Origin of the sequence: Brevibacillus ruminantium, from assembly GCF_023746555.1 — a bacterium.
Taxonomy (GTDB): Bacteria; Bacillota; Bacilli; order Brevibacillales; family Brevibacillaceae; genus Brevibacillus; species Brevibacillus ruminantium.
In genome coordinates, this window is sequence record NZ_CP098755.1 from 4631341 (window position 1) to 4653440 (window position 22100).

Sequence of the window (22100 nt, forward strand, 5' to 3'; positions counted from 1 at the left end):
CTATCTCTCGAAAAAATCCCGTACACACTAGCGCCACTTCACGAGGAAGTGGGCTTTTGCACATCTTATCAACCGCTGCTATTTACCAGCCAAAGATGACATCCAGAACGCCAGATGTCTCTCCGCCCGGATAAATCAGATACAGCAGGGTATACACCGTTACGCCTGTCACAGCAGATCCAAACCAGACCACGGACGTCCACGGTCCAATTTTCTTATGTTTGTCGTATCTTCTTTTATAACCGTAATAAAGCGTGACCAGTCCCATAACTCCACCCACCGTCGCCAAAACGATGTGGAAAAGCAGGAAAATCTGATAGAAAATCCGGACGCTGTCTGGACCGCCAAACAGGGTATTTCCGATAAAAACCGTACGGGAGACATACGTAATAAAGAAAATCGTGGCACAAATCGCCGCCCATTTCATGGTCTTGATGTGTTTCTCGGTTTGACGGCTACGAATAAAATACCAGCCGATCGCTACCAAAATCCCGCTCGTAGCGATAAATGACGTACTGATCGTAGGCAGTAAAAAATGCATAGCTACACCTCATATCACAGCTTCTCTTTCTCTTATCCTACACTCTGCTTTGGTCTGTCGCCGGTGAAAGCACAGAAAGCGAGTGGTCTTGCTGATCCATCGGCAAGTCGTTCTGCTTCTCTTCCTGGCGCCACTTTTTAAAGATATGGGCCAGAACAAAGCCGTACGTTACTTCCTGAACCAGCTTCATCAGAATCCCCCCGAGACGTTGGTCCATGAACGGGGTGTAATCATTAAAGATTTGCGGTGCATTGATGTAATGATTGTAAACCGGTTCACCGGCAAAAATAATCAGTGCACAGGCCGGTGTAATCAGAATTCCGTTTGCAAACAAGTAGGCCATTTTTTTCAAACCAACTAATTGAGCCTCACCATGCGGGAGCGGAGCAATGATCGGCCACCACATGCAGAAAGCCGTAAAGAACAAGAACACATGGAAAGCATTCATCGCGTTGTGATTCAGCGATGCAAAATCAAGAATAAACGGCACGTGATAAAAAGAGAGAAACGCGTTAAACACAACGGCTGCTACAATCGGTTTCGTGAAAAAGCGCAGCACTGCGTTTACCTTCTGATTTCGGAAAATAACAGCCCACAACCATCCCGGTATGCTGACCATCAGCAGTGGAGGCAGTACAAAGAACAATAGTGCCATCTGCAGCATGTGCATGCTAAACAGGTAATGGTGACCGACAAAATTGATGGGACTTCCTGCACCTGCGTAAAATACGAGCATGCTTAAAATGAACGAAGTCTTCTGCTTTCCATTTGCCGGACTGGAATCAGAAAAACGATGACGCAGCGGGCCAGTAAGTGCAAAGTACAAAATCAGAAATAAGATCGTAATCAGAATTACACTGGGGCTCCACATATCTGAAAATGAACCAATCCCGCCGTCAACGGGATTTCCAAGCTGATGATGATCATGCATCTGATCCCTCATCCTCCTTTCACCTATTAGAAAGGTTGCCCTTTATACAATCTCTATTATACCGTCAATCAAGGGAACTTCCTCTCCAAAAAATGAACAATATGTTGACAATCGGCTGCTAGCTTGAAAGCAACGCCTGGCCTATGACTGCAAGCCAAATTTCCTGTTGTACTCCTCTAAAGAATCACCGAAAAAAGACGAACCGAAACACGCGACAAAAAACCTGGGGAATTGATAGGATCTATCCCTGCCTTTTCGGTTTGCCCATCGCCTTTATGCTTCAGGTCCTGTTTTTAAAGACGCTTCCAAAAAAGGGAATTTTTATGTATAATCCAGAATACGAATTGTATCTCAAAATAGCGCCAAGCCAAGAGCGCTGTGTTGTTTGGCAAGAAAAAAGGACTGCTCCTTAGCAAGAAAAAAGCACTGCTTCTCAGCAAGAAAAAAGCACTGCTTCTCAGCAAGAAAAAAGCGCCGCATCTCTGGCAAGAAAAGAGGCTGTTCGCTTATAGCTCCCAGCCCCCGTCCTCGCTTGGACAACAGCTTTGCTTTTTACTCGTACCAGGAGTAAAATTTCACATTCGGCAAATCTGTTTTTGTCCATGCGTATGTGATTTTTGTGTCATTGAAGCATTTGTAGCCGGCCATGGACATGTACAGCTCGGATACATCGCTTGGCGTATTGCCATGAGGATAAATGATAACGATGTGATCGGAGGTGATCCCGATTGTCGTATATCCCTGGTTGGCACGGCTTTGCGCTTGGCTGTACGTCACAGAGTACCAATGCGGCGTATTGTTTCCCGCCAGGGCTTTCAACATCGTCGCACATGTACCCGATGGCAAAGGTGTCCCATAATCCGATGCTACATCCTGTGCAAAGATATTGCAGTACGTGGTTCCGTTTGGCGATGGTTGATATTTCTTGGTGTTTACGACATCACGGTCATCAATTGCTTTCTTATACGCACTCTTTGAGAAAGCCATTTCAATTCCCCCTGTTTTTTCCATACTCTCAGCAATGAGGCTAAAATAGAAAGCTGCCTCGGGCTCGCTATTTTATTGGTTGCTGATAGTACATAAAGGGAGATTCGCCAGCTATTTTACAACCTCCATTTTAAAAAGTTTCATTTTTGGCTGGCTTGAATCCGCAAACCATCACAAAAAAGGAGTGAGTTTATGAAAAGGAAAACGATCAGGTCATACGTCGTGTCCATCCTGATGTGCAGCCTGCTGACAGCGCTTGTACCATTCACAGCTTTTGGAGAGACAAAAAACAATACCTGGTACCGTTGTACGATTGATGCGGAGCGTACCGACTTTGAAAACGGGAAGTATTGGATACAGAAGGTTACGTATGAGAATGGGGCGACCACTACGATTAATCCCGTCGATCGCTTTACGTTTCTGATGATCAACAACCAGTTTATTCCCAATGTGAATATCAAAAATGAAAACGGTCATACCCTGGTTCCGATCAGACTTATCACTGAGGAATTAGGGGGAAAAGCAGGATGGGACGCAAAAAAGAAAACAGCAGCCATCGACTATCAAAACAAGAACATCATCCTGCAGGCCGGGGACAAACACGCTGTCATCAACGGTAAAAATGTCGTGTTGCCCATCGCCGCTCAAATCGTTGACAACAGCCTGTACGTTCCTTTGCGAGCCGTAGCGGAAGCTTTTCAAATTGAGATCAGCTATAATCTCGGCTTGATGCCCTTTGAAAATCCGCTGATTTCGCTTGATGGCCGAGCGAAGCGGGTCACAAAGGAAGAGGCTCTCAAAGTGGCTAGCGATGCCATGAAACAGGCTTATACATCCTTCTCAAAGAACCCTGCTTACGCAGATGGCAGTGATAGCTCGACGAAGGCATTGGCTGAAATCAAACAAAAAATCGATCAGCTTGCCTACAAGGATGAGTCTGCCGGTTACTGGATTCTGATAGGACCCTATGACATTCTGGTGGATAAAGCTACAGGGGCTCTCTTTTTCAAATACGGTAAAAAAGGAACGAGCGTGAGCGGCTCCTATTCGGAAGGGATTACTCCCGTAAATGTGAATGATCCTGAGGTGTTTGCCAGAGACTTTTTCTTAGGGTGATACTGGGTAGATCGTGAATGAATAATAAGAACGCAGGAATATATAAACTCCCGCGTTCTTTTTTTGTTCATTCAGTTGTGTTTTCATGTTGCTACCTTGTGGTAGTCCTTGGCTGGAGTCCGTACAACGAGGCCACGGCGAGAAGAATCATGTTCCCCTGCTTGGTTCCGTGCAACGAGGCTACAGCGAGAAGAATCATGTTCCCCTGCTTGGTTCCGTGCAACGTGGCCGCGGCGAGAAGAATCATGTTCCCCTGCTTGGTTCCGTGCAACGTGGCCGCGGCGAGAAGAATCATGTTCCCCTGCTTGGCTCCGTATTCCGCCCTGCCGGATGATTCACTGTCCGCTCCACAACGTTTGACGGGGGTGCGCAAAAGCCGCTTCGCTCCGAGGTCATCCCAAGGTTGCGCCCCTGTTTCCCGTCAAACGCCGTTCCGCTGAGTTGGGCTACACAGTCGCACTGCAGGGAAACATGATTCTTCTCCGGACATACTGCTCCATACACGCTTTTGAATGAAGAAAATAATAAGAAGATGAAAAAATAAAAAGGATGAAAAGCACAAAAGCAAGTATGTTAAATATTTTAACAAAATATTTTTGGTCAGACTCTTCAATCAAAATATCATTTGGTCAGACTCGTCATGCATACTATATTAGATCAAAACTCTGGTAAAAATGCTGTCTATATATAATTCTTACCTCTAACCATCGGAATCGGCTGTTTATCTTTGAAAGAAACAAAATATCATGCTTAGCCCCTGCCTGCACTTTCATCTCTACTTTCATCTTCATTTTCAACGTCCTCATGTTCTTTTCATTTCATTTTTATTTCTCATTTTCTTTTTTATCTTTCTCTCTTCAGGGATTCAAATCTTTAAAAAGCAACGATAACGTTGAAGAAGCATGTTTTCCTGCGTGCGACTGTGGAGCCCTGACCCAGCGGAGGGGGGATTCGCGGGAAAAAGGAGCGCAACCTTGGGATGCCCCCGAAGCGAAGCGGCTTTTGCGGTCCCCCGCGAATCACCCTGGAGCGGACAGGGAACACTCCTTTGCGGGCGTAATACGGAGCTAAGTAGGGAAACATGCTTCTTTCACCCACAGCCCCTTTCCTACATTCTTTTGGCTCCCTGAATGAGTAAATAAAAAAAGAGAGCAGACGATAATGCGTCTGCCCTCTTTGCTTCTTACCACCAAACCCAGAATACGAATACGATGATTGCGACCAAAATGAAGGATGTCCCCGCAAAAATCGAAATTCGTGCAAACTCGTGTCCTTTTTGATCCATGTGCATCCAGAAGAACAACTGGAACAGCGCCTGGACAAAGGCAAGACCTACGATAAACGGAACGGTAAAACCGGTCGGCACCACTTCAAAGCCTACGGCTGCAAAAGCCAGTGCAGTTAGAACCAGTGATGCAATAAAGGCGATCACATGCTTTTTCGCACCATCCTGCTTTACCTTTGGCTTGCGCGGTTCATCATGAACATGTGCTCCCATCGATTACCCCACCTTTCCACCGATCATACCCATGAGGTATACCACGGTAAAGATGAATACCCATACGACGTCGATGAAGTGCCAGTACAAGCTAGCTAGATAGAACTTCGGAGCCGTAACAACCGTCAGACCTTTTTTCACAGTCTGAAGCTGAATCGTCGCAATCCAGATAATCCCGAACAACACGTGCGCTCCGTGGAACCCGACTAGCGTGTAAAAGGCGGAACCAAATGCACCTGAAGTCATCTTATGCCCCATATGCACGTAATGAACAAACTCGTAAATCTCCAAAGCCAGGAAGCACAGACCCAGCAGAACGGTCACGGTCATCCATACTTGCATTTTTTTCAGGTCATGCTTGTGAAGCGCCAAGATCGCAAACACGCTGGTCAGCGAGCTGGTCAAAAGAATCAGGGTTGCTGCTGCTACGAGCGGCATGTCAAACAATTGCTGGGAAGTAGGCCCGCCATTTGTTTGATCACGCAAGGCGATAAAGGTAGCAAACAGAGAACCGAACAGGACCGTCTCTCCTCCGAGGAAGAGCCAGAACCCGAGAATCTTATTTTTCCCTTCGAGGGTGGCTTTTTCCGGTTCATCAGGCAGAACCGTGGATACGTGATGAGTTGCCATTACGCCTTAACCCCCTTTTCATCCATTTCAACCGGATCAATATGATAACCAGGGTCGTCTTTCAAAGAACGAATCATCATGCAGGAGAAGAAAATCACCATGCCAATTCCGACCAGCACGTATTTGTGGTACATGAAGCCGTAACCTGCGATAAACAGGCCGCCAGACATCAGGAACGGCAGGATGGAACCAGATGGCATGTGGATCGAACCCAGCGGTTCTGCTGGCGTCATGCCTTTGTTACCGGCCATTTTCTCTACCCACAGGGCATCGAGACCGCGTACAAGCGGAGTTTGAGCAAAGTTGTACTCAGGCGGCGGAGATGGAATCGACCATTCGAGCGTACGTCCATCCCACGGGTCTGCAGGAGCGCGTTTGCCACTCTTCGCTGTCACGTAAGCGTTCAACAGGAAGAGGATCGTTCCGATTGTCATTCCAAATACACCGATCGTACTGATAAAGTTACCAAATTCCAAGTTCTGTCCAGGCAAGAATGTAAATACGCGGCGCGGCATTCCCATCAATCCGAGGAAGTGCTGCGGGAAGAAGGTCAGATGGAAGCCGATAAAGAATGTCCAGAAGCTCCATTTGCCAAGCGTTTCGTTCAGAACCTTACCGAACATTTTTGGCCACCAGTAGTACAGACCTGCAAAGAGACCAAACGCCATACCACCGACGATTACGTAGTGGAAGTGAGCAACAACAAAATACGTGTCATGGTACTGGTAGTCTGCAGCCGGAATCGACAGCATAACCCCTGTCATACCACCAATCGTAAAGGTAGGAATAAATCCTACTGCGAACAGGTTCGCGGTGGGGAAGCGGATTTGACCGCCCCACATGGTCAACAGCCAGTTAAAGATTTTAATACCTGTCGGAACGGCAATCAACATCGTTGCCAGACCAAACAGTGTGTTGGCGACAGGGCCCATACCGGTCGTAAACATGTGGTGAGCCCACACCATGAAGCCGAGGAAGCCGATCAGTGCGGTTGCAAAGACCATGGAGCTGTATCCAAACAGACGCTTCCGGGAGAAGGTACTTACGACTTCGGAAATGATACCGAAAGCCGGCAGAATCAGAATGTAAACTTCGGGGTGACCGAAGATCCAGAACAAGTGCTGCCAGATTACAACGTTACCACCCATATCCGGGTTGAAGAACGCTGCTCCGAACAGACGGTCAAACATCAGAAGCACCAGACCAACCGTGACGGCCGGGAAAGCAAACAGAATCAAACCGGAAGTAACAAATGCGGACCAGGTGAACATCGGCATACGCATAAAGGTCATACCTGGAGCGCGCATGTTGATGATGGTTACCAGGAAGTTGATACCCCCGATCAACGTACCAAGACCGGCGATCTGCAGACCAAGGACGTAAAAGTCAACCCCTGATCCCTTGCTGTATTGGTTCAAAGCAAGCGTTGCATACGATGTCCAGCCGGCATCCGGCGCACCGCCGAGGAACCAGCTTGTGTTGATCAGAACTCCCCCAAAGAAGAAGAGCCAGAATCCGAGTGCGTTTACAAACGGGAACGCAACGTCGCGGGCACCAATTTGCAACGGAACGATCGCGTTCATCAGTGCAAAGATGACCGGCATTGCTGCCAGGAAGATCATTGTAGTTCCGTGCATGGTAATCAGTTCGTTAAACGTCTTCGCACCAACTAAGGAAAGATTCGGATACATCAACTGCAAACGAATCAGCAGTGCTTCAATACCGCCAGCCAAGAAGAAGAACCCACCGGCAATCAGATACAAGATCCCGATTTTCTTATGGTCAACGGTAGTGAGCCAATCAGCAATTCCCGACCGCTTAGGTGCATGAGCATGTGCAGACACGGTTTTACCTCCTTTTTAGCGTCACTGCCTCAAGACAATGTCATACTAATACTAGAAAATCTAACTTTGAAGATCAGACTATTTTTGCTCGTCTTTTACGCTAAGAGTCGACATGTACTCGACCAATGCTTTTACCTGCTCGTCATCCAGATTCAGGTTTGGCATGAGGTTGCCTGGTTTCACCTTTTGCGGATCTTTCAACCATGCGGCAAGGTTTTCATCATCGTGATTGAGGATACCCGCGATGAGGGTACGATCAGCGAAGTTGGTCAGGTTTGGCCCCATTTTTCCACCTTTGCCGGCTACTGCGTGGCAACCCAAGCAGCTCTTGTCAAAGATTTGCTGACCTTGAACCGCCAATGGAGTTTGAGCCTTTGCCGGTTCAACTGCTTGCACGCCCTTCATTTTATCAATCCAGGCTGCAAATGCATCTTGTTCCATTACCTCTACTTTGAAGTCCATCAAAGCGTGAGACGCACCACAGAGCTCCGCGCATTTCCCGTAGAATGTACCTGTACGGTCAGCTTGCAGCCAGAATTTGTTGTCCAGTCCCGGGTTGGTGTCGATTTTACCGCCGAGAGCCGGAATCCAGAACGCGTGCATAACGTCAGCGGACGTCAAGGTGAACTGGACCTTTTGGCCAACAGGCATAACCAGGTCTTGCGCAGTCGCTACACCCAGATCCGGATACTCGAATTCCCACCAGAACTGGTGAGCGGTAACGCGAACCTGAAGCGCTTCTTCGCTGTTGTATTCTTTCCCCAGTGTAAATCCTGTGGTTACGGTCGGCACTGCCATGATGATCAGCAGCAAGAACGGAATGACCGTCCAAATGATTTCCAGAGTGTGACTGCCTTCCACTTGCTTCGGAATGCCTTCCTGTCCAGGACGCTTACGGAAACGAATAAGAACGTAGGTGAGGATCAGTACAACGACGATAAAGACCCCGATCATGATGGAGGCCGTAAGCTTCATCAAGTCGAATTGCATCGCGGCAACCGGCCCCTGCGGCGTCAGTGCAGAGAGCTCTTCTTTGCCACAACCGGACAGCGCCAGCGCCAGCAATCCAAACAAGAAAAGCTGACGCCAAGATTGTTGCCAACTCTTCATACCAATGAACCCCTCTTTCTTTCATGTTGATTACGCCCTGTCGCATCATATCGACACAGCGTATATTTCATACTCCTCCACCTGCCAAAAACAGCCCCTGTTGCTACTTTCCACCACCTATGATAACCAATCGGGAATTGGATTAGCAACCTTGGCCTGCTAGCATTTGCTCGTTGACATATGTATAGAGGAGTAAGGGCCACAGCAGAATACTATCTTTACGAGATAGCTCTTTCAGTATACATAAATTTATCCCGATATCGGAGGCCATTTGTTATAATTCTGTTAACAAATTTATGAACATTTTCGTAAAATTTATTTCCCAGCCGTGGAGATAGTGGAAATTGAAGGGGAGAAAACATGAGAGATACGAGAAAGGCAGCTGCCAAGCGGGTAGCCATGCTCACCGGCTGTTCCAGCGGATTTGGCCTGCTTGCTGCGGTGGCGCTGGCCAAGGCTGGCTTCCATGTCATCGCCTCCATGCGTGATCCCGCCCGCAGCGGGCAACTGGACAAGCTTGCCGCAGACCAAGGCGTAGCCGATACTGTCGAAGTGGTGCGAATGGATGTCACCAAGCCGGATAAAGTCTCGGCTACTGTAGACGACGTGGTGACACGCCACGGGCGGATTGATCTTCTGGTAAACAACGCGGGTTTTGCAGCTGGCGGCTTTGCCGAAGAAGTCGAGCTCGGCGAATGGCGAGAGCAGTTTGAGGTAAATGTCTTCGGCCTGATTGCCGTTACACAGGCGGTCCTTCCCCACATGCGCTCCCGCCGGTCGGGTACGATCATCAATATCAGCAGCATCAGCGGAAGAATCGGCTTTCCCGGCCTGGCCCCCTACGTCTCCTCCAAACACGCAGTGGAAGGATTTAGTGAATCACTCCGCATGGAAATGCTCCCTCACGGTGTTCACGTCGTGCTGATTGAGCCCGGATCTTACCGGACGAGCATTTGGGACAAAGGCATGGAAAAAGTTGTATCACGCCCGTCTTCCCCCTATTTTGCGCAGATGAAGGCACTCACAGTCATCATTCATAAAATTGCTTCGTCTGCCCCTCCCCCGGATGAAGTCGTCAATGTCATCGTACGGGCTGCGCTTGATCCCCGTCCCTCGCTCCGCTACCCCGTCGGACGCGATGTCAAGCTCTCGATCTTGGCCAAGCAATGGCTCCCCTGGCGCTGGTTTGAAGCCGCCGTGACGAAACGCATGAAGCCGCCTCGTTCATGAGACGGCTTTTTTTGATACCTGGAAAGGCATGCTCCTATGTACAAAGCCTAGATTTTCTCAGCTCGGCCGCTCTTTAGCAGCCAGATATGCTGCAGGTATTCAGCCACCCCCAGCAGGATCGCGACAAAGCCGGCGCCGATCGGTGCAATGCTTGCGTGTGAAAAGAGCATCCCGCTCAGCCAGACGATGAGAAAACCCGCGATCATATCTACCGCCGTAGCCAACCAGAGCATACCCGGACGCAGCAGCAGCAGCTCCAGTAAATATCCGGCTACAGCAATCACCAATCCAACCCCGATCGATTGGTAGAGATTGGCGTAGTTGACCTCGGGAAACAAGGCATCCGCTACGATGACCGCCAGCGGAGTTACAATCAGCTTGACCAGCAATCCGTCCACAGGCACGTTTCCTCCTTCTTTCAGGTGTCCACAGTATGCCCGGGTACACGATTACCTACTCAGACAGGAGGCTGCAACCTTTTCCTTGCCTTCTCTCCGCGAATCAGTTGGCTGCTTCCTGCATGGTCTCTTTGGGATAGGCCCACGTCACGATCCAGCTGATCGCAGCCAAAACGGCAAGGATTACAAATATCTGGTGAAGTCCGCCGGCAAGCAATTCTCGCACTGTCCCCAGCAGCTCAGCCGGAAGCTTGGCCGCTTCATGCGGATTCAGTATTTTATTGACGTCAATATTCTCTAAGCTCTGCGCCTGTTTTACGGCCGAATTCAACAGGGTTCCGAACAGCGCAATCCCGATCGTTTGGCCCAGCGTGCGGATAAAGGAGTTCGTAGAAACTGCTACACCGCGCAGATTCCACGGCACACTCAACACAGCGCCGGTAAAAGAAGTGAAAGCAAACCCAAATCCTAGCCCCACCAAAAGCGTGATTCCGTACAGCATGGCATGCGGCGTTTCGGGGTGAATCGTGGCCAGCCACCCGGTCGCGACAATCAGCAGGGTCACACCGATCAGCGAGGTCGTCCGAATTCCGATTCGCGACAGCAACCGTCCGCTCAATGCGGCTCCAATCGGCCAGCCGACAGACATAGGGATCAGCGTCAGACCTGAACCGGTTGCCCCTTGTCCGTAAACCCCTTGAATCCAGAGCGGCAGGTAAAAGGACACAGCTACCAGCACCGCGGCCAGCAAAAAGCCAGCCACATTGACGATGCTCATCGTCCGCATCGCAAACAGACCGAGCGGAACCATCGGCTCCGGCGAGCGTTTCTCCAGATAGAGGAAGAAGAGAATCCCCAACCCGGAAAACACGAGCAGCCCGATAATCAAAGGAGAGCCCCACGGATGCTCCGTCCCCCCGCTCAACAGCGCGTAGAGCAATGCGGAGACGCTGATGGTAAATACCGCAGCACCGGCATAGTCAATATGCTTTTTCACTTTCTCGATGTTCTCATGCAGATAGAACCAAATCAAAGCGACGGAAATAATGCCAAACGGGATGTTCATATAAAAAATCCAGTGCCATGACACATAGTCGACAAGCAGCCCGCCGGTCAACGGCCCCAGGATTCCCGAGATCCCCCAGATCCCGCTCATCCATCCCTGAACCTTTCCCCTTTCCTCAAAAGGATAGATATCACCGACAATCGTATACGTAACGGTTATAATCGAACCCGCTCCCAACCCCTGAAAGGCCCGGAACCAGATGAGCTGCTCCATGGTCTGGGCCAAACCGGAGAGGGCCGAGCCTGCCAAAAAGATAAGGGCTCCCACGGTAAAAACAATTTTGCGCCCATATAGATCGGCCAGCTTGCCGAAGATCGGCGTCGTTACCGCCGAGGTAAGCAAATAGATCGAGACGACCCAACTGATCAAATGCATACCGCCGAGATCACTGACGATCGTTGGCATCGCCGTACTGACTATCGTCCCCTCGATCGCTGCCAAAAAGGTGGCGATCATCACGCCAATGGTGACATTTCGTTTATGCGTAACTGGTTTCATTTCCATTCGTGCTCCTTTACACCCGTCCAGCCGTTCCAGAAAGGCAGGGATACGGCATGCTTGAATTGCTCTATGGTACGAGCATGCGCAATAAATGTCAATATCCCCTTCCTCCATGAAAAAAACCTGTGCCGACTGTAACCGGAACAGGTTTGATTCAAAAGCCGAATCATTATTTGCTTTTTGGCGCTTCTGCATTCTCTACATAATAATCTGGCGCCAGATTCAAGTCGAGAAACTTCACATTGAACTTTTTCTCCAGTCCAATCAGCCACTCATCCATGTATTTCTTCCGTTTCTTTGCATTGAGCTCTTCGACGATTTCCGGTTTTACCTGCTCCAAAGCTGGTGCGGGATTGCCAAAATCGCTTTTATTTTTCTCGTAGTAATCTTGAATCTCCTGGTCGGTTACCGGGTAGGCCTTCTCAAACAGCTTGTCCCGCAGAAGAAGCGTTCTGATCGTGCCACGGAAGCCTTCCTCGGTGAGCCCCTGTTTCTTCAAGGTTTGCTGAAAGACTTCCTCAGAGCCCAGCTTCTCTCTTAGATTGTTGAGTTCCTTGTCGACTTCTGCCTCTTCCACGAGGACACCCTGTGCCTTCGCTTCTTCCACGACCAGATTGCGGCTGACCATCGTATCCAAAACCTTTTTCCCGTAGCTTTGCTTCATCTGCTCGTAGAGTTGGGATTTTGTGACATTCGTTGATCCTGTTGTGGCGAGCACAGGATCATCCGGCTTCATCGTCGCTACCCCCAAGATGACGAGCGCCAGTAACAGAATCGAAATGGACAGCATGGAAATATCGAACTTCTTCATTTGAAATCCTCTCTTTCTTATCGAATCCCTTGTTCATTATAATAGACAGCGAGTATGGAAGAAAGATGGAATGGTTTTTCACAAGCCTTCCACAATACTGAAAATCCAAAATTTCACAAAAAATACTTGGTGAAAAGGGAGGAAAGAACGGAGGCAATTACAGGGCCCAGAACAGCCCATATCTGCAAAAATCTCTCCTGTTTTCTGCCTTTGTCTCCCGCTATGAGATGTGTCAGCTTCTCCCTGTCGTGTTTGTCGTTATCCAGCATTTGCAGGATGATCTCTTTATCGGTCGTGCCTCTTTTCAGCTCCAGCTCCGTCTGCAATTTGGTCATCGCTTTTAATAATTCTGCACGTGCTTCTTCCATCCGCTCCAAGCGATGCTCGATCCGCTCCAGCCACTTTGTTGCTACGCTCATCTGCACTTCTAGCTTGTCGATTCGTTCTTCAAAATTATCCAATCGTCGGTTCATCTGCCGCAATGGTTCCCATATCTCTGGTTGCTCTGGTGTCAATGCCCCCACCTCCCCGTCCTCTACTTTCTTTATATGTTTGCTGGAAGGACTTGCTTGTACCATTGACATGCTTCCGCTATTTTTCGGACGCTTTTGAAACTCCGATTCTCGTTTTCCGATGCCTCAGGGACAGTCAGGATGATCCGGTGTGAGCGGACGCTGCACCCAAACAGTCCGATACCGGTATCCTGCACCTGACTTGATTTACCAGAAAGCTTGTCGCTGAATTCTCATAAAATAGCTGTTTGGCCCTGCTGCGTTTCTAGTATGATAGTGCTAGTGAGCAAAAAGGGGGCCTATTTTTTTGAAACAGCGAATTGCCTGGATTACAGACAGCACGGCTTATATACCCGAGGATTTACGTGAGAAATACGGCATTCACATCGTGCCTCTGGACGTTATCTTTGATGACGGTGCCTATGAAGATGGAGTGGAACTCACTTCGGAAGAATTGTATGAAAAAATCGAACAGTCAAAAACGGTGCCCAAAACGTCGCAGCCCGCGATCGGAAAATTTGTGCAGCTCTATGAGACACTGGCGAAGGAATATGATTGCGCCATCGCGGTTCACCTGTCCAGCCAGCTTAGCGGCACCTATCAGACGAGCAAAACAGCTGCCGCGCAGACGGCCTTTCCCGTCGAAGTGGTCGATTCTCAGATCGTTTCCTATCCGATTACGACCCTGCTTTGCAAAGGCTTTGAGCTGGCCGAAAAAGGCGTGGACTACCGCGAGATTGCAGAGACGCTGAGACGCGAGGCGAGCAGAAATGAGAACTACATCGTGATTGGCAAGCTGTCCCAGCTCCACAAAGGCGGTCGCCTGACGAATGCACAGCTCATCCTCGGTACACTGCTGCAGATTCGGCCGATCTTCACGATCAAAAACGGCGTAGTGGAATTATTTGAAAAGGTGAGAACAGAAAACAAGGCCTTTCGCCGGATCTTTGAACAACTGGATCGGGCACGGTCCCTGCACCGGGTTGTTCAGGTGGAAATCCTGCACGGGAATGTGATCGACAAAGCATTGGAACTGAAAGAAACGATCAAAAGCAAATACGGGGATCTGGAAGTATTGGTATACCCGCTTAGCCCTGTGCTGGGTGTTCACGGCGGGCAAGGCACGATTGCCCTCACCTGGACCAACGAGGAGACCGAATCGTAGTATCGGTTCGGGCCGCTTCTCCAATAGAAAGGCACCGCTCGAATGGAGTCGGTGCCCTTTCTATTGGGCCGCATGTGGTTCGATCGCCAAGCAGCACTGCAACGTGTGCCGAGAGCCGGGAGTGGCTCCCTCCATCAAAAATTCGTATAAGCTCAAAGCAAAGCATTTACCTGCGAACCGCTTCGATCAAAAAGCGATGGCTGGGGATGTCGATGTACCCGTCTTTTTCAATCTGTTGATGCATCTGCCATAAGCCGTCCGCATACACCTCCGGAGCAAAGTCCGGGATTTGCCAAGGAATGGCGCGCAGATAATAAACCACGGCCCCGATGTCGTAAAAGCGGGAAGGTACCGTCTCCTCACGAGATTGGGCGATGACAAAGCCAGCCTCTTCCAGTTGACGGACCGCATAGTCAGCCCGCCAATGCAGGTAGTCCTGCGGAATCGCCGCTCCCAGCAAGCGATTGAGGAGCACATCGTTTTCTCCACCGACCTGTTGTGTCAGAAAAGTGGCCCCACTTTTGGCGATGCGATACAGCTCGTGTGGATCAAATGATTCGTGCCGGTTGATGATCAAATCAAAGGTTTCGTCAGGAAACGGCAGGGTGTCTTCCCCATCTGCTTCCACTACCGTGATCCCTAATGGTTCCAGCCTGTTCCTGGCAACAGCTACATTGGGCTGGTAGCCTTCTGTCGCATACGTCTGCCGGGGGAGCGGTCCCAGCAGGGAGAGAAATTCTCCTCCCCCTGTTCCCATGTCTAGCAGGGTCGTTATCTTTGGCAGTTTCCGCGTGACCAGACTGGCGTAATTCCAGCTCAACGGCGCTTCTTGCAAACGTCCCGTTCTCCCGACATAGGAAAAGTCCCAGCCCTCAAAGGGAACCTCTGTCTCTTTCGACAACCATTCCAACCATTTTTGCCGATCCATTTTTTTCTCCTTTTTTCCCATTTATCTCTGTTTTCTTTTTTTGGCCGCCAACAGTCTGTTTATCGTCTCATCCTGCTGCCCATCGCCAGACGTGCTGCCTGTCTGATGGGAGGCGCCTGTCTTCCCTGTCGGGGACGCAGCGGCTTTTCGCTGATCCGCCTGGGTTTTGCCTTGTGGAACCGCTTGTGCTCCGTGCTCGCCTTCGTCTTTGGACGGTCGAACTGCTTGTGCGCCGCGCTTGCCTTGGCCCTTTGACTGTGGCAACGCTTGCCCGCTGCGCTCAGCCTGTGGCCGGCTTTGAACGGATTGCCCGTCACTTTCACCGGGCCGTGCCTGGGGATCATGCTGAAAGCGTTGATCGCGTTTTTCTCCCAGGCGGGCAAATACTTCCGCCCTCTCTGTTTTTTCCGTACCGACAGCACCCGTCTTTCTTCTGCGCAGTAAACCGCTCAACCGCGCCCACCACTGCTCCGGGAGCTGCAAGCGTCTTGCGGCAACATCCAGCGGCCATAAACACGCTGCCAGCATCAGCAGCCATTCTCCAATCGGCTGCGTCTCCCATTTGGCCGGGAGTTTGCCGGTAAAGACCTCTTTGGCGTCGGCAATTTTGGTCCCGCCGCCAGCGGCAAGCCACTCCTCCATCTGGGCAGCTCCGTCCTGCGGCAAGCCAAACTCAGGTGAATACGATACGCTAAGTCCCGCTGTCTGACCCGCGATGATCTGTCCGTTTGCTTTTTCTGTCACCTGAATCAGGTAGCTGCCTGGCTCTGAGGCTGAAAAGCGGCCCTCCAGCATCCCGGGCGCAACCGGCTTCAACCGGACAACTTCCCTTTTCATCTCCCGGTTTACCACGACAGCCTCCAGCTCCTGCGGCAGCTTCTCCCCTTTCGGCAGGGAGACGCTGACTTTCCCCTCCGAACCGTCCAGCTTCGTTTCCACTTGCCAACGCCCCGGCGAAATCTGCGGCAGCGTCCAGCCGATGATATCTGTCCAAAGTCGGCTATTCCCCGGCCATGCGATCCAGTCCGGCGCCCATTTTCCTTCCAAATCACTCGTCCAGGCGACTGCCCGGCCCAGGCCATACTGCCAGCGGCTGAGAATCGGGTCTGCATCCTGACTCATCAAAAGAGGCTCGGCCGTCTGCTTGATTGTCGTTGCCACATAGGCGCGAAGCATCGGCAAAGGCTGGCGCAAACCGGTCCAGTCTCCGGTGCCGGTCCACTCGGGTACCTGCGGCTTTTCCACGATGAATGTCCGGCTGGCCAGCGCTGTCTCTTTACTGAAAATCTGCGGGATGGAAGCGCCGTCGGTAGCGAAGTAATAACGCCCTTTTCCCCACTTGGCGATATCCTCCAACAATTCCGTATCCGAGTCATCCCCGACAGCGACAGTCGAGACCGTCACATTTTCACCGATCATCTGCTCGAGCAGGCCTTGGTAGTTATCCTCCCGTCCTGATTGTCCGTCGGTCAACAAGATGACGTGCTTGCGCTTTGTTTTCATCGTCTTGATTCGCTCTGCGGCCATTTGCAAGGCGGGAAAGATATCCGTGCCCCCATCCGCGAAAATACTGCCGATTTGACCCTGGATGGCTTTCACATCGCTCACATTTTGCGGGGGAACCACTTCCCAGGGGGTGCCGTCAAAGGCAATCACGCCGATTTCGTCTTGCCGATTGAGCATGGCCGTTGCCCGAATGGCTGCTTCTTTCGCCAATTCCATCTTGTCCAGCCCATACGAATCGCCGGACATGCTGCCTGATTTGTCGATGACCAGGATCAACCCCAGTGTTGGCAGTTCTTCCTTGCTGCGCAAATCCATATGCACGGGGAGCGCCTCTTCAATCGGCGTCTGGAACCAGCCTCCCATGCCAAAGCCATCCGGTCCGCCTGTCATGATCAAACCGACACCCAGATCACGGACAGCTGTTCTGATCCGCTCCATATCCGCCTCGCTCATCTCTGTTGCCGAGAGGTCAGCCAGGACGATGGACGCGAACTGCTTATAGCCTTCCAGCTCTTTCGGCAGAAGCGCCACATCCTTGTTCTCTACCCGGATATGACCGGCCTGAAGCGCGTTGACCAGATTTTTCGCCGCTCCCGGATGTCCTTCTACAACCAAGACGGATGGTGTGCCGGTCACTTGGGTATACGCGAATGCCTGGTTATTAGCCTGAACGGTATCGCGCACTGCTTCGATTTCTACGCGATAGCGGTGAAAGCCCTCATTCATCGCTTTCTCCGAAAAGAGATAGCGATTCTTTCCTTTCTCCACCTGCACAGTCTGGGTGCCCACCTCGCGATTTCCTTCGTACAGACGGAGTGTCGCACGGGTCGCCACTGTGCTTTCCACGTCCACCTTGATCGTGTATTCCTCACCGGTGTAAAGCTGGTCAGGCACCTGCACAGAGGAGAGGACCACCTCGTCGCCCTGCGGCTGTTCGAAGAGGACGCTCTCCACGGCGATTCCTCTCTCCGTCGCCAGTTTGATTTCACGAGCGGTATCCCCCTGATTGGGAAGACCGTCTGTGACCAGAACGATTTTGCCGCGAGCGTTGCTGGGAATCATCGCCTGTGCGAGACGGATTCCTTCCGCAAGATTGGTGGCGTGCCGGTTTACCTCAACGCTCACCCCCTGCACCTGCCCATTCATCGTCAGGGGTTGGTCCACTGCCGCATTTGCCGCTGCGGCAACGACGCCGTATTGATCCTCTTTCTGTTTGCCCGCCACCGCATCCCGCAGAAAACGGAGAAAAGGTTGTTCATCTTTGATCGATGCGGAGCTGTCATACACGAATACAACCGTCTCCGCTCGCACCGGGTAGAGAAGCTGGATGCCGGCCAAAGCGAGGATCAGGAGACAAAAGACGGCTGTCCGAATCGCGGCAATGACGCTTTTCCGGCTGACAGGCATCTGCTTTTGTCCGCGCCACCAGTGAACGACCACGTAGATGGCGGGAAGGAGCAAGAGCAGGAGCCATGGTTGTTGTACGTCAATACCCACGTCGATACACCCTCCATTCCACAAACACGGCCAGAAGCGCCAGCGCCGCAATCCAGTAGGTCAGTTCTCTTGCCCCGTTCAAAGGCAGGCTTCTGCCCGCAGTGCTTCCCTCTTTTGACTGACTCTCCTCGTTGCCCCCCATCTCTTCGGATGAGCTGCGGCCTCGGCCGCCAGCCACACTTAGCGGGCGCGGCGTGATCAAAGACTCTGCATCGCTCATCTGAACCGCAAAGTATCTGACAGTGGCAGAGCCCTGCCCTCCTGTTTCCTCCGTCAAGCGGCACAGGCCTGTTTGTTCCGGTACTTGGTAGAGCCAAGTCGTACCCTTGACATCCAGCACCTCCGTTTTTCCATCGGGCAGGGTGAGCACCCGTTTTGACGCCCCCGGAGTCAGCGAAATCGAGAGTGCCTCGCCTGGCAATGCCGGGCCGATCGGCACTGCTTGGGCCGAAGAGAGCCAGGAGACGGCATTTTGCATCAGGATCGGGAACGCAGGGCGCAGCGGCAGATCAGAATCATGCAGGTCGAAGCCGATCACAAGCACTTTCCTGCCCGATACGGTGCCCGCTGCAATCAGATCTGTCTCTCCGGCTTTTGCCAACGCCCGCAGGCCGGGTACCGCTCCCCAGACGGCAGTTTTCACCACATGCACGTCCCGCAAATCAACATGCTTCATCACAGGATCATCTGCCTGGGTGGCTTCCGGTTTGCCGGTCACTTCTGCTACGCCTTGGTACGGAAGCCAGTCCGTCTTTTGATTGGGCGCGATCAGGAGAATATTCCCTTCCGGCAGCTTTTCGGGTACGACTCCGTCAAATATCCACAGGTCAGCCGCACCGCTTTTGGCCGTAGGCAAGGCTGTTTCTGTCTCCACTTCCACATGGCCGACCGTCTGCAGGGCCTGGTGCAGAAAGCGATTGCTCTGCGGACTGACCAGCACAGCCCGGCCTTTTCCGGAGGCATACGGCACACTCCAGCTTTCATTATCCTCCGCAAGCCCGTCCTCTTCTGCTTCAATCACGGCCCTGTATGCCGGCTTAGATGGCAAGCGCTCAAAGGTGACGGTCTGGGAGGAGCCTCCCTCTACAGAGAATGTGCCGACGTCCACCAGCTCCTGATCCAGTCCAAAAATGGAGATCGTGCCTTTCTGAGACTGGGAGCCGTGATTGTCAATCCGCAGCAGCCCTTCCGTATTCCCGGCGCCTGCCTGGGTCACGAAGGCACCGATTGCGACGTTTTCTTTGGTCTGACCCATCTGGTAAAAACGGAAAGGACCGGATATCGAAACAGGGCCGCCCTGCTCTTGTCCTTCGCTCCCGCCATCCCCGAACCACATCACTCCGCTTCCCTCTTCGGTAGCTGCTATGGCCCCGGCGAGGGAGAGCGCCGCACGCTGGTCAGCCGTTCCCGGGCGGGGAGCCAGCGAATCCAGGGTCTCCAGAATGGCCTGCTTGTCTGTGCTGCGCGACAGCCAAATTTTCGGTTCGCGTCCCGCTTCTATCAATGTTACTGCCTGTCCGCTGCCCAGCTCTTCCACGATGCTGCGGACTTCCGTGATTGCCCGCTGAAAACGGGTTTTCTCGCCGTCCGGCCCGGACTCTCGCGTCAACATGCTGCCTGATGTGTCCACAACCAGAATCGAGTGCTCAGCTATCGCCCCCGCCACGGGAATGGCCGGGCGAATCAGGGCGAGCACCAGCAGGAGCGCCGCCAGCAATTGCAGGAGCAAAAGCAGATTGCGCTGCAGCTTTTCCCACGGACGAACAGCTTCCCAGCTCTGGAGTGTCCGCTGCCACAGCAGTGTGCTGGGAACCTCGATGTCCTCCACCTTTCGCTTGAGAAGATAGAGAGCGACGATTGCCGGGACGATCAGGAAAAAACCGAGATTGCCTAAAGCCATCCACTGCATCTATGCCCCTCCTTCCTAGCGAATCATTCCCGCCTGCCGGAATACCCGAAAGACGACTTCCTCCAACGGCCTTTCGGTTTCAACATCAAGCACCGCGATTCCCCTTTTGTAGGCGAACTGCGCTAATTCCTCTTGGTAATCCCGAACAGCTTTGCGGTACTGGTCCATCAGTCCGTGCGTGACGGAGATTTCTTTTCCTTGAGTCGTTTCGCTGTCAATCAGCCGCAGCTCACCCTGATAAGCCGGGTCGCGTTCTTCTCGGGACAGAAGCTGGACCAGCGCCACGTCCTGACGGGTCGCCTGCAAATAGGCGATTCCTTCTTCATAGCCAGACTCAAACAAAAAGTCAGACAGAACGAGCGATACACCCGGCTTGCCGTGAATGGCTCCCGGCGAGCGCATCGCTTGTTCCAGATCTCCGGCGCCTCCGACGGACAGCGAGGAGAGAAATTGGAAAAGCTGGGCCGCTTTGTTTTTCCCCTGCAAATTGCGCAGAGAAGCGACAATCTCCCGATCAAATGCGTATACAGAAACGTAATCGAGATGGCACAGGGAGATGTAGCCGAGTGCCGCAGCCAACTGCACGGCACGCTCCAGCTTGGTCGGTTCTCCGTAGCCCATTGATTTGCTGCAATCGATGTAGAGCGTGACGTGAAGCTCCTGCTCATCGAGAAATTTTTTGACAAACAGCTTGCCCGATCTGGCATAGGCATTCCAGTCGAGCTGGCGCAAGTCATCGCCCGGGGCATACACCCGGTAATCGGCAAACTCCAGCGAGCTTCCCGTCTGTCTGGATCGGCGTTTTCCCGCCTGTGTCCCGCTTGCCAGCCGCCTGCTCAATATCTGCATCCGCTCAAGCTGGCTAAGCCAGCCCGGGTCTAACAGTGGCTTGCTCATGCCCGCTCATCCTTCAGTCCGACCAATATCTCCTGGATGATCCTGTCGGGACGTATCCCGTTGGCCTCTCCCTCGAAGTTGAGACCGAGACGATGCCGCAGAGCAGGCAGTGCCACGGCGTCGATATCGTCATAGGAGAGATTGAAGCGGCCCCCCAGCAAGGCTCTCACCTTGGCGAGCGATACCATCGCCTGTACCCCGCGGGGACCTGCACCCGTGCGGACGTAGCGGTTGACCGACTCATTTGCGCCTTCGCCTGGATGGGTTGCCAGCAGAAGCTTGACCGCATAGCCCAGCACAGAATCAGCTACCAGGATGTCTCTGGCCGCTTGCTGGATGTCGGCGATTTCTGCGGCGGAAGCCACCTTTTCCACGGCGGAGATCTGTCCCGCTGTGGTTCGGAGTACGATTTCCTTCAATTCGTCCTCTGTCGGAAAGGGCACTTCGATTTTCAGCAAAAAGCGGTCCATCTGCGCTTCTGGAAGCGGATAGGTCCCCTCCTGCTCGAGCGGATTCTGCGTCGCGAGGACAAAAAAAGGATCGGGCAGTGTGCGGGTTACGCCGCCAGCGGAAACCGTTCGCTCCTGCATGGCCTCCAAAAGCGCACTCTGCGTTTTCGGTGTCGCCCGGTTGATTTCGTCAGCCAGGACGACGTGGGCAAAAATCGGCCCTTTTTGAAACTGAAAGGACTGCTGTCCCGTCTCGTCTACACGCAAAATATTGGTTCCGGTAATATCCGTCGGCATCAGGTCCGGCGTAAACTGAATGCGCTGAAAGGAAAGCTCAAACGCCTGGGAAAGCGTCTTGACCAGCAAGGTTTTTCCCAAACCCGGCACTCCTTCCAAAAGAGCATGCCCTCCAGCGAAAACCGCCCACAAAAGCTGGTCCACCACATCCCGCTGACCAACCAGGACCTTTCCGATTTCCTCCCGTACTTTTTCCACTCGTTGGAGGCATTCTTCCCATGCTTGCTGTGTCATGTGTTCACGTCTCCTCACTTGGACTTGCTGTTCAACTGCTTCC

General features: G+C 52.1%; 20 protein-coding genes. 3 read left to right on the plus strand and 17 right to left on the minus strand.

Annotated elements, in window-relative coordinates; translation table 11 throughout:
• Positions 1-82 precede the first annotated feature (82 nt).
• The 3 genes from NDK47_RS22800 to NDK47_RS22810 all read right to left on the minus strand — a co-directional run bounded on the left by NDK47_RS22800 (position 83) and on the right by NDK47_RS22810 (position 2459).
• The gene (locus NDK47_RS22800; RefSeq protein ID WP_251872030.1) at positions 83-541 is read right to left on the minus strand and encodes a DUF420 domain-containing protein; all 459 of its coding nucleotides are present in this window, start codon (positions 539-541) and stop codon (positions 83-85) included.
• Between the two features lie 37 nt (positions 542-578).
• The gene (locus NDK47_RS22805; protein WP_251872031.1) at positions 579-1484 is read right to left on the minus strand and encodes a cytochrome c oxidase assembly protein; all 906 of its coding nucleotides are present in this window, start codon (positions 1482-1484) and stop codon (positions 579-581) included.
• Positions 1485-2024: 540 nt separating this feature from the next.
• Positions 2025-2459, minus strand: a complete 435-nt coding sequence (locus NDK47_RS22810; protein ID WP_251872032.1) for a hypothetical protein — start codon at positions 2457-2459, stop codon at positions 2025-2027.
• Positions 2460-2651: 192 nt separating this feature from the next.
• On the opposite strand from NDK47_RS22810, the gene NDK47_RS22815 reads away from it, so the two are divergent.
• On the plus strand, positions 2652-3575 hold the full coding sequence (locus NDK47_RS22815) for a stalk domain-containing protein (protein WP_251872033.1): 924 nt from the start codon (positions 2652-2654) through the stop codon (positions 3573-3575).
• A gap of 91 nt (positions 3576-3666) precedes the next feature.
• Here NDK47_RS22815 and NDK47_RS22820 read toward each other — a convergent pair whose 3' ends face one another.
• The 5 genes from NDK47_RS22820 to coxB form a co-directional block, all read right to left on the minus strand.
• A complete protein-coding gene (locus NDK47_RS22820) occupies positions 3667-3870 on the minus strand; it encodes a hypothetical protein (protein ID WP_251872034.1) in 204 nt (67 codons plus the stop codon).
• 888 nt (positions 3871-4758) lie between these two features.
• Positions 4759-5073 (minus strand): cytochrome C oxidase subunit IV family protein, encoded by a 315-nt coding sequence (locus NDK47_RS22825; RefSeq protein ID WP_251872035.1) that lies wholly within the window; start codon positions 5071-5073, stop codon positions 4759-4761.
• A 3-nt stretch (positions 5074-5076) separates the two neighbouring features.
• A complete protein-coding gene (locus NDK47_RS22830; protein WP_251872036.1) occupies positions 5077-5703 on the minus strand; it encodes a cytochrome (ubi)quinol oxidase subunit III in 627 nt (208 codons plus the stop codon).
• A complete protein-coding gene (gene ctaD, locus NDK47_RS22835; RefSeq protein WP_251872037.1) occupies positions 5703-7547 on the minus strand; it encodes a cytochrome c oxidase subunit I in 1845 nt (614 codons plus the stop codon). Before ctaD ends, NDK47_RS22830 begins: the two co-directional genes overlap by 1 nt.
• A 78-nt stretch (positions 7548-7625) precedes the next feature.
• Positions 7626-8657, minus strand: coding sequence for a cytochrome c oxidase subunit II (coxB, locus tag NDK47_RS22840; RefSeq protein ID WP_251872038.1), 1032 nt, complete (start codon positions 8655-8657; stop codon positions 7626-7628).
• Between the two features lie 360 nt (positions 8658-9017).
• Here coxB and NDK47_RS22845 point away from each other — a divergent pair, with 360 nt between their 5' ends.
• On the plus strand, positions 9018-9887 hold the full coding sequence (locus tag NDK47_RS22845) for an SDR family oxidoreductase (protein ID WP_251872039.1): 870 nt from the start codon (positions 9018-9020) through the stop codon (positions 9885-9887).
• 47 nt (positions 9888-9934) lie between these two features.
• Here the strand turns inward: NDK47_RS22845 and NDK47_RS22850 are convergent, their stop codons facing one another.
• The 4 genes from NDK47_RS22850 to NDK47_RS22865 form a co-directional block, all read right to left on the minus strand.
• Positions 9935-10285, minus strand: a complete 351-nt coding sequence (locus NDK47_RS22850) for a DUF2512 family protein (RefSeq protein ID WP_251872040.1) — start codon at positions 10283-10285, stop codon at positions 9935-9937.
• Positions 10286-10388: 103 nt separating this feature from the next.
• Positions 10389-11849, minus strand: a complete 1461-nt coding sequence (locus tag NDK47_RS22855) for an MDR family MFS transporter (protein WP_251872041.1) — start codon at positions 11847-11849, stop codon at positions 10389-10391.
• Positions 11850-12021: 172 nt separating this feature from the next.
• Entirely contained in the window at positions 12022-12663 is a 642-nt protein-coding gene (locus NDK47_RS22860; protein ID WP_251872042.1) for a SurA N-terminal domain-containing protein, read from the minus strand.
• 113 nt (positions 12664-12776) lie between these two features.
• Positions 12777-13178, minus strand: a complete 402-nt coding sequence (locus NDK47_RS22865; RefSeq protein ID WP_251872043.1) for a hemolysin XhlA family protein — start codon at positions 13176-13178, stop codon at positions 12777-12779.
• Positions 13179-13482: 304 nt separating this feature from the next.
• On the opposite strand from NDK47_RS22865, the gene NDK47_RS22870 reads away from it, so the two are divergent.
• Entirely contained in the window at positions 13483-14340 is an 858-nt protein-coding gene (locus NDK47_RS22870) for a DegV family protein (RefSeq protein ID WP_251872044.1), read from the plus strand.
• A gap of 166 nt (positions 14341-14506) precedes the next feature.
• Here the strand turns inward: NDK47_RS22870 and NDK47_RS22875 are convergent, their stop codons facing one another.
• From NDK47_RS22875 to NDK47_RS22895, 5 genes are read right to left on the minus strand one after another with little or no spacing between them, the layout of a single operon-like run.
• Positions 14507-15268, minus strand: coding sequence for a class I SAM-dependent methyltransferase (locus NDK47_RS22875; protein WP_251872045.1), 762 nt, complete (start codon positions 15266-15268; stop codon positions 14507-14509).
• 21 nt (positions 15269-15289) lie between these two features.
• Positions 15290-18271: a VWA domain-containing protein gene (locus NDK47_RS22880; protein ID WP_251872046.1), complete on the minus strand. Its 2982-nt coding sequence runs from the start codon at positions 18269-18271 to the stop codon at positions 15290-15292.
• The gene (locus NDK47_RS22885) at positions 18261-20180 is read right to left on the minus strand and encodes a vWA domain-containing protein (RefSeq protein WP_251872047.1); all 1920 of its coding nucleotides are present in this window, start codon (positions 20178-20180) and stop codon (positions 18261-18263) included. Before NDK47_RS22885 ends, NDK47_RS22880 begins: the two co-directional genes overlap by 11 nt.
• Before the next feature lie 15 nt (positions 20181-20195).
• Entirely contained in the window at positions 20196-21077 is an 882-nt protein-coding gene (locus tag NDK47_RS22890) for a DUF58 domain-containing protein (RefSeq protein WP_251872048.1), read from the minus strand.
• A complete protein-coding gene (locus tag NDK47_RS22895; protein ID WP_251872049.1) occupies positions 21074-22057 on the minus strand; it encodes an AAA family ATPase in 984 nt (327 codons plus the stop codon). Before NDK47_RS22895 ends, NDK47_RS22890 begins: the two co-directional genes overlap by 4 nt.
• Positions 22058-22100 lie beyond the last annotated feature (43 nt).

Bases quoted from the DNA above. Each gene is read 5' to 3' on its own strand.
- NDK47_RS22800 (WP_251872030.1), bottom strand. From the start codon at position 541: ATGCATTTTTTACTGCCTACGATCAGTACGTCATTTATCGCTACGAGC.
- NDK47_RS22805 (WP_251872031.1), bottom strand. From the start codon at position 1,484: ATGAGGGATCAGATGCATGATCATCATCAGCTTGGAAATCCCGTTGAC.
- NDK47_RS22810 (WP_251872032.1), bottom strand. From the start codon at position 2,459: ATGGCTTTCTCAAAGAGTGCGTATAAGAAAGCAATTGATGACCGTGAT.
- NDK47_RS22815 (WP_251872033.1), top strand. From the start codon at position 2,652: ATGAAAAGGAAAACGATCAGGTCATACGTCGTGTCCATCCTGATGTGC.
- NDK47_RS22820 (WP_251872034.1), bottom strand. From the start codon at position 3,870: ATGATTCTTCTCGCCGCGGCCACGTTGCACGGAACCAAGCAGGGGAAC.
- NDK47_RS22825 (WP_251872035.1), bottom strand. From the start codon at position 5,073: ATGGGAGCACATGTTCATGATGAACCGCGCAAGCCAAAGGTAAAGCAG.
- NDK47_RS22830 (WP_251872036.1), bottom strand. From the start codon at position 5,703: ATGGCAACTCATCACGTATCCACGGTTCTGCCTGATGAACCGGAAAAA.
- coxB (WP_251872038.1), bottom strand. From the start codon at position 8,657: ATGAAGAGTTGGCAACAATCTTGGCGTCAGCTTTTCTTGTTTGGATTG.
- NDK47_RS22845 (WP_251872039.1), top strand. From the start codon at position 9,018: ATGAGAGATACGAGAAAGGCAGCTGCCAAGCGGGTAGCCATGCTCACC.
- NDK47_RS22855 (WP_251872041.1), bottom strand. From the start codon at position 11,849: ATGAAACCAGTTACGCATAAACGAAATGTCACCATTGGCGTGATGATC.
- NDK47_RS22860 (WP_251872042.1), bottom strand. From the start codon at position 12,663: ATGAAGAAGTTCGATATTTCCATGCTGTCCATTTCGATTCTGTTACTG.
- NDK47_RS22875 (WP_251872045.1), bottom strand. From the start codon at position 15,268: ATGGATCGGCAAAAATGGTTGGAATGGTTGTCGAAAGAGACAGAGGTT.
- NDK47_RS22885 (WP_251872047.1), bottom strand. From the start codon at position 20,180: ATGCAGTGGATGGCTTTAGGCAATCTCGGTTTTTTCCTGATCGTCCCG.
- NDK47_RS22890 (WP_251872048.1), bottom strand. From the start codon at position 21,077: ATGAGCAAGCCACTGTTAGACCCGGGCTGGCTTAGCCAGCTTGAGCGG.
- NDK47_RS22895 (WP_251872049.1), bottom strand. From the start codon at position 22,057: ATGACACAGCAAGCATGGGAAGAATGCCTCCAACGAGTGGAAAAAGTA.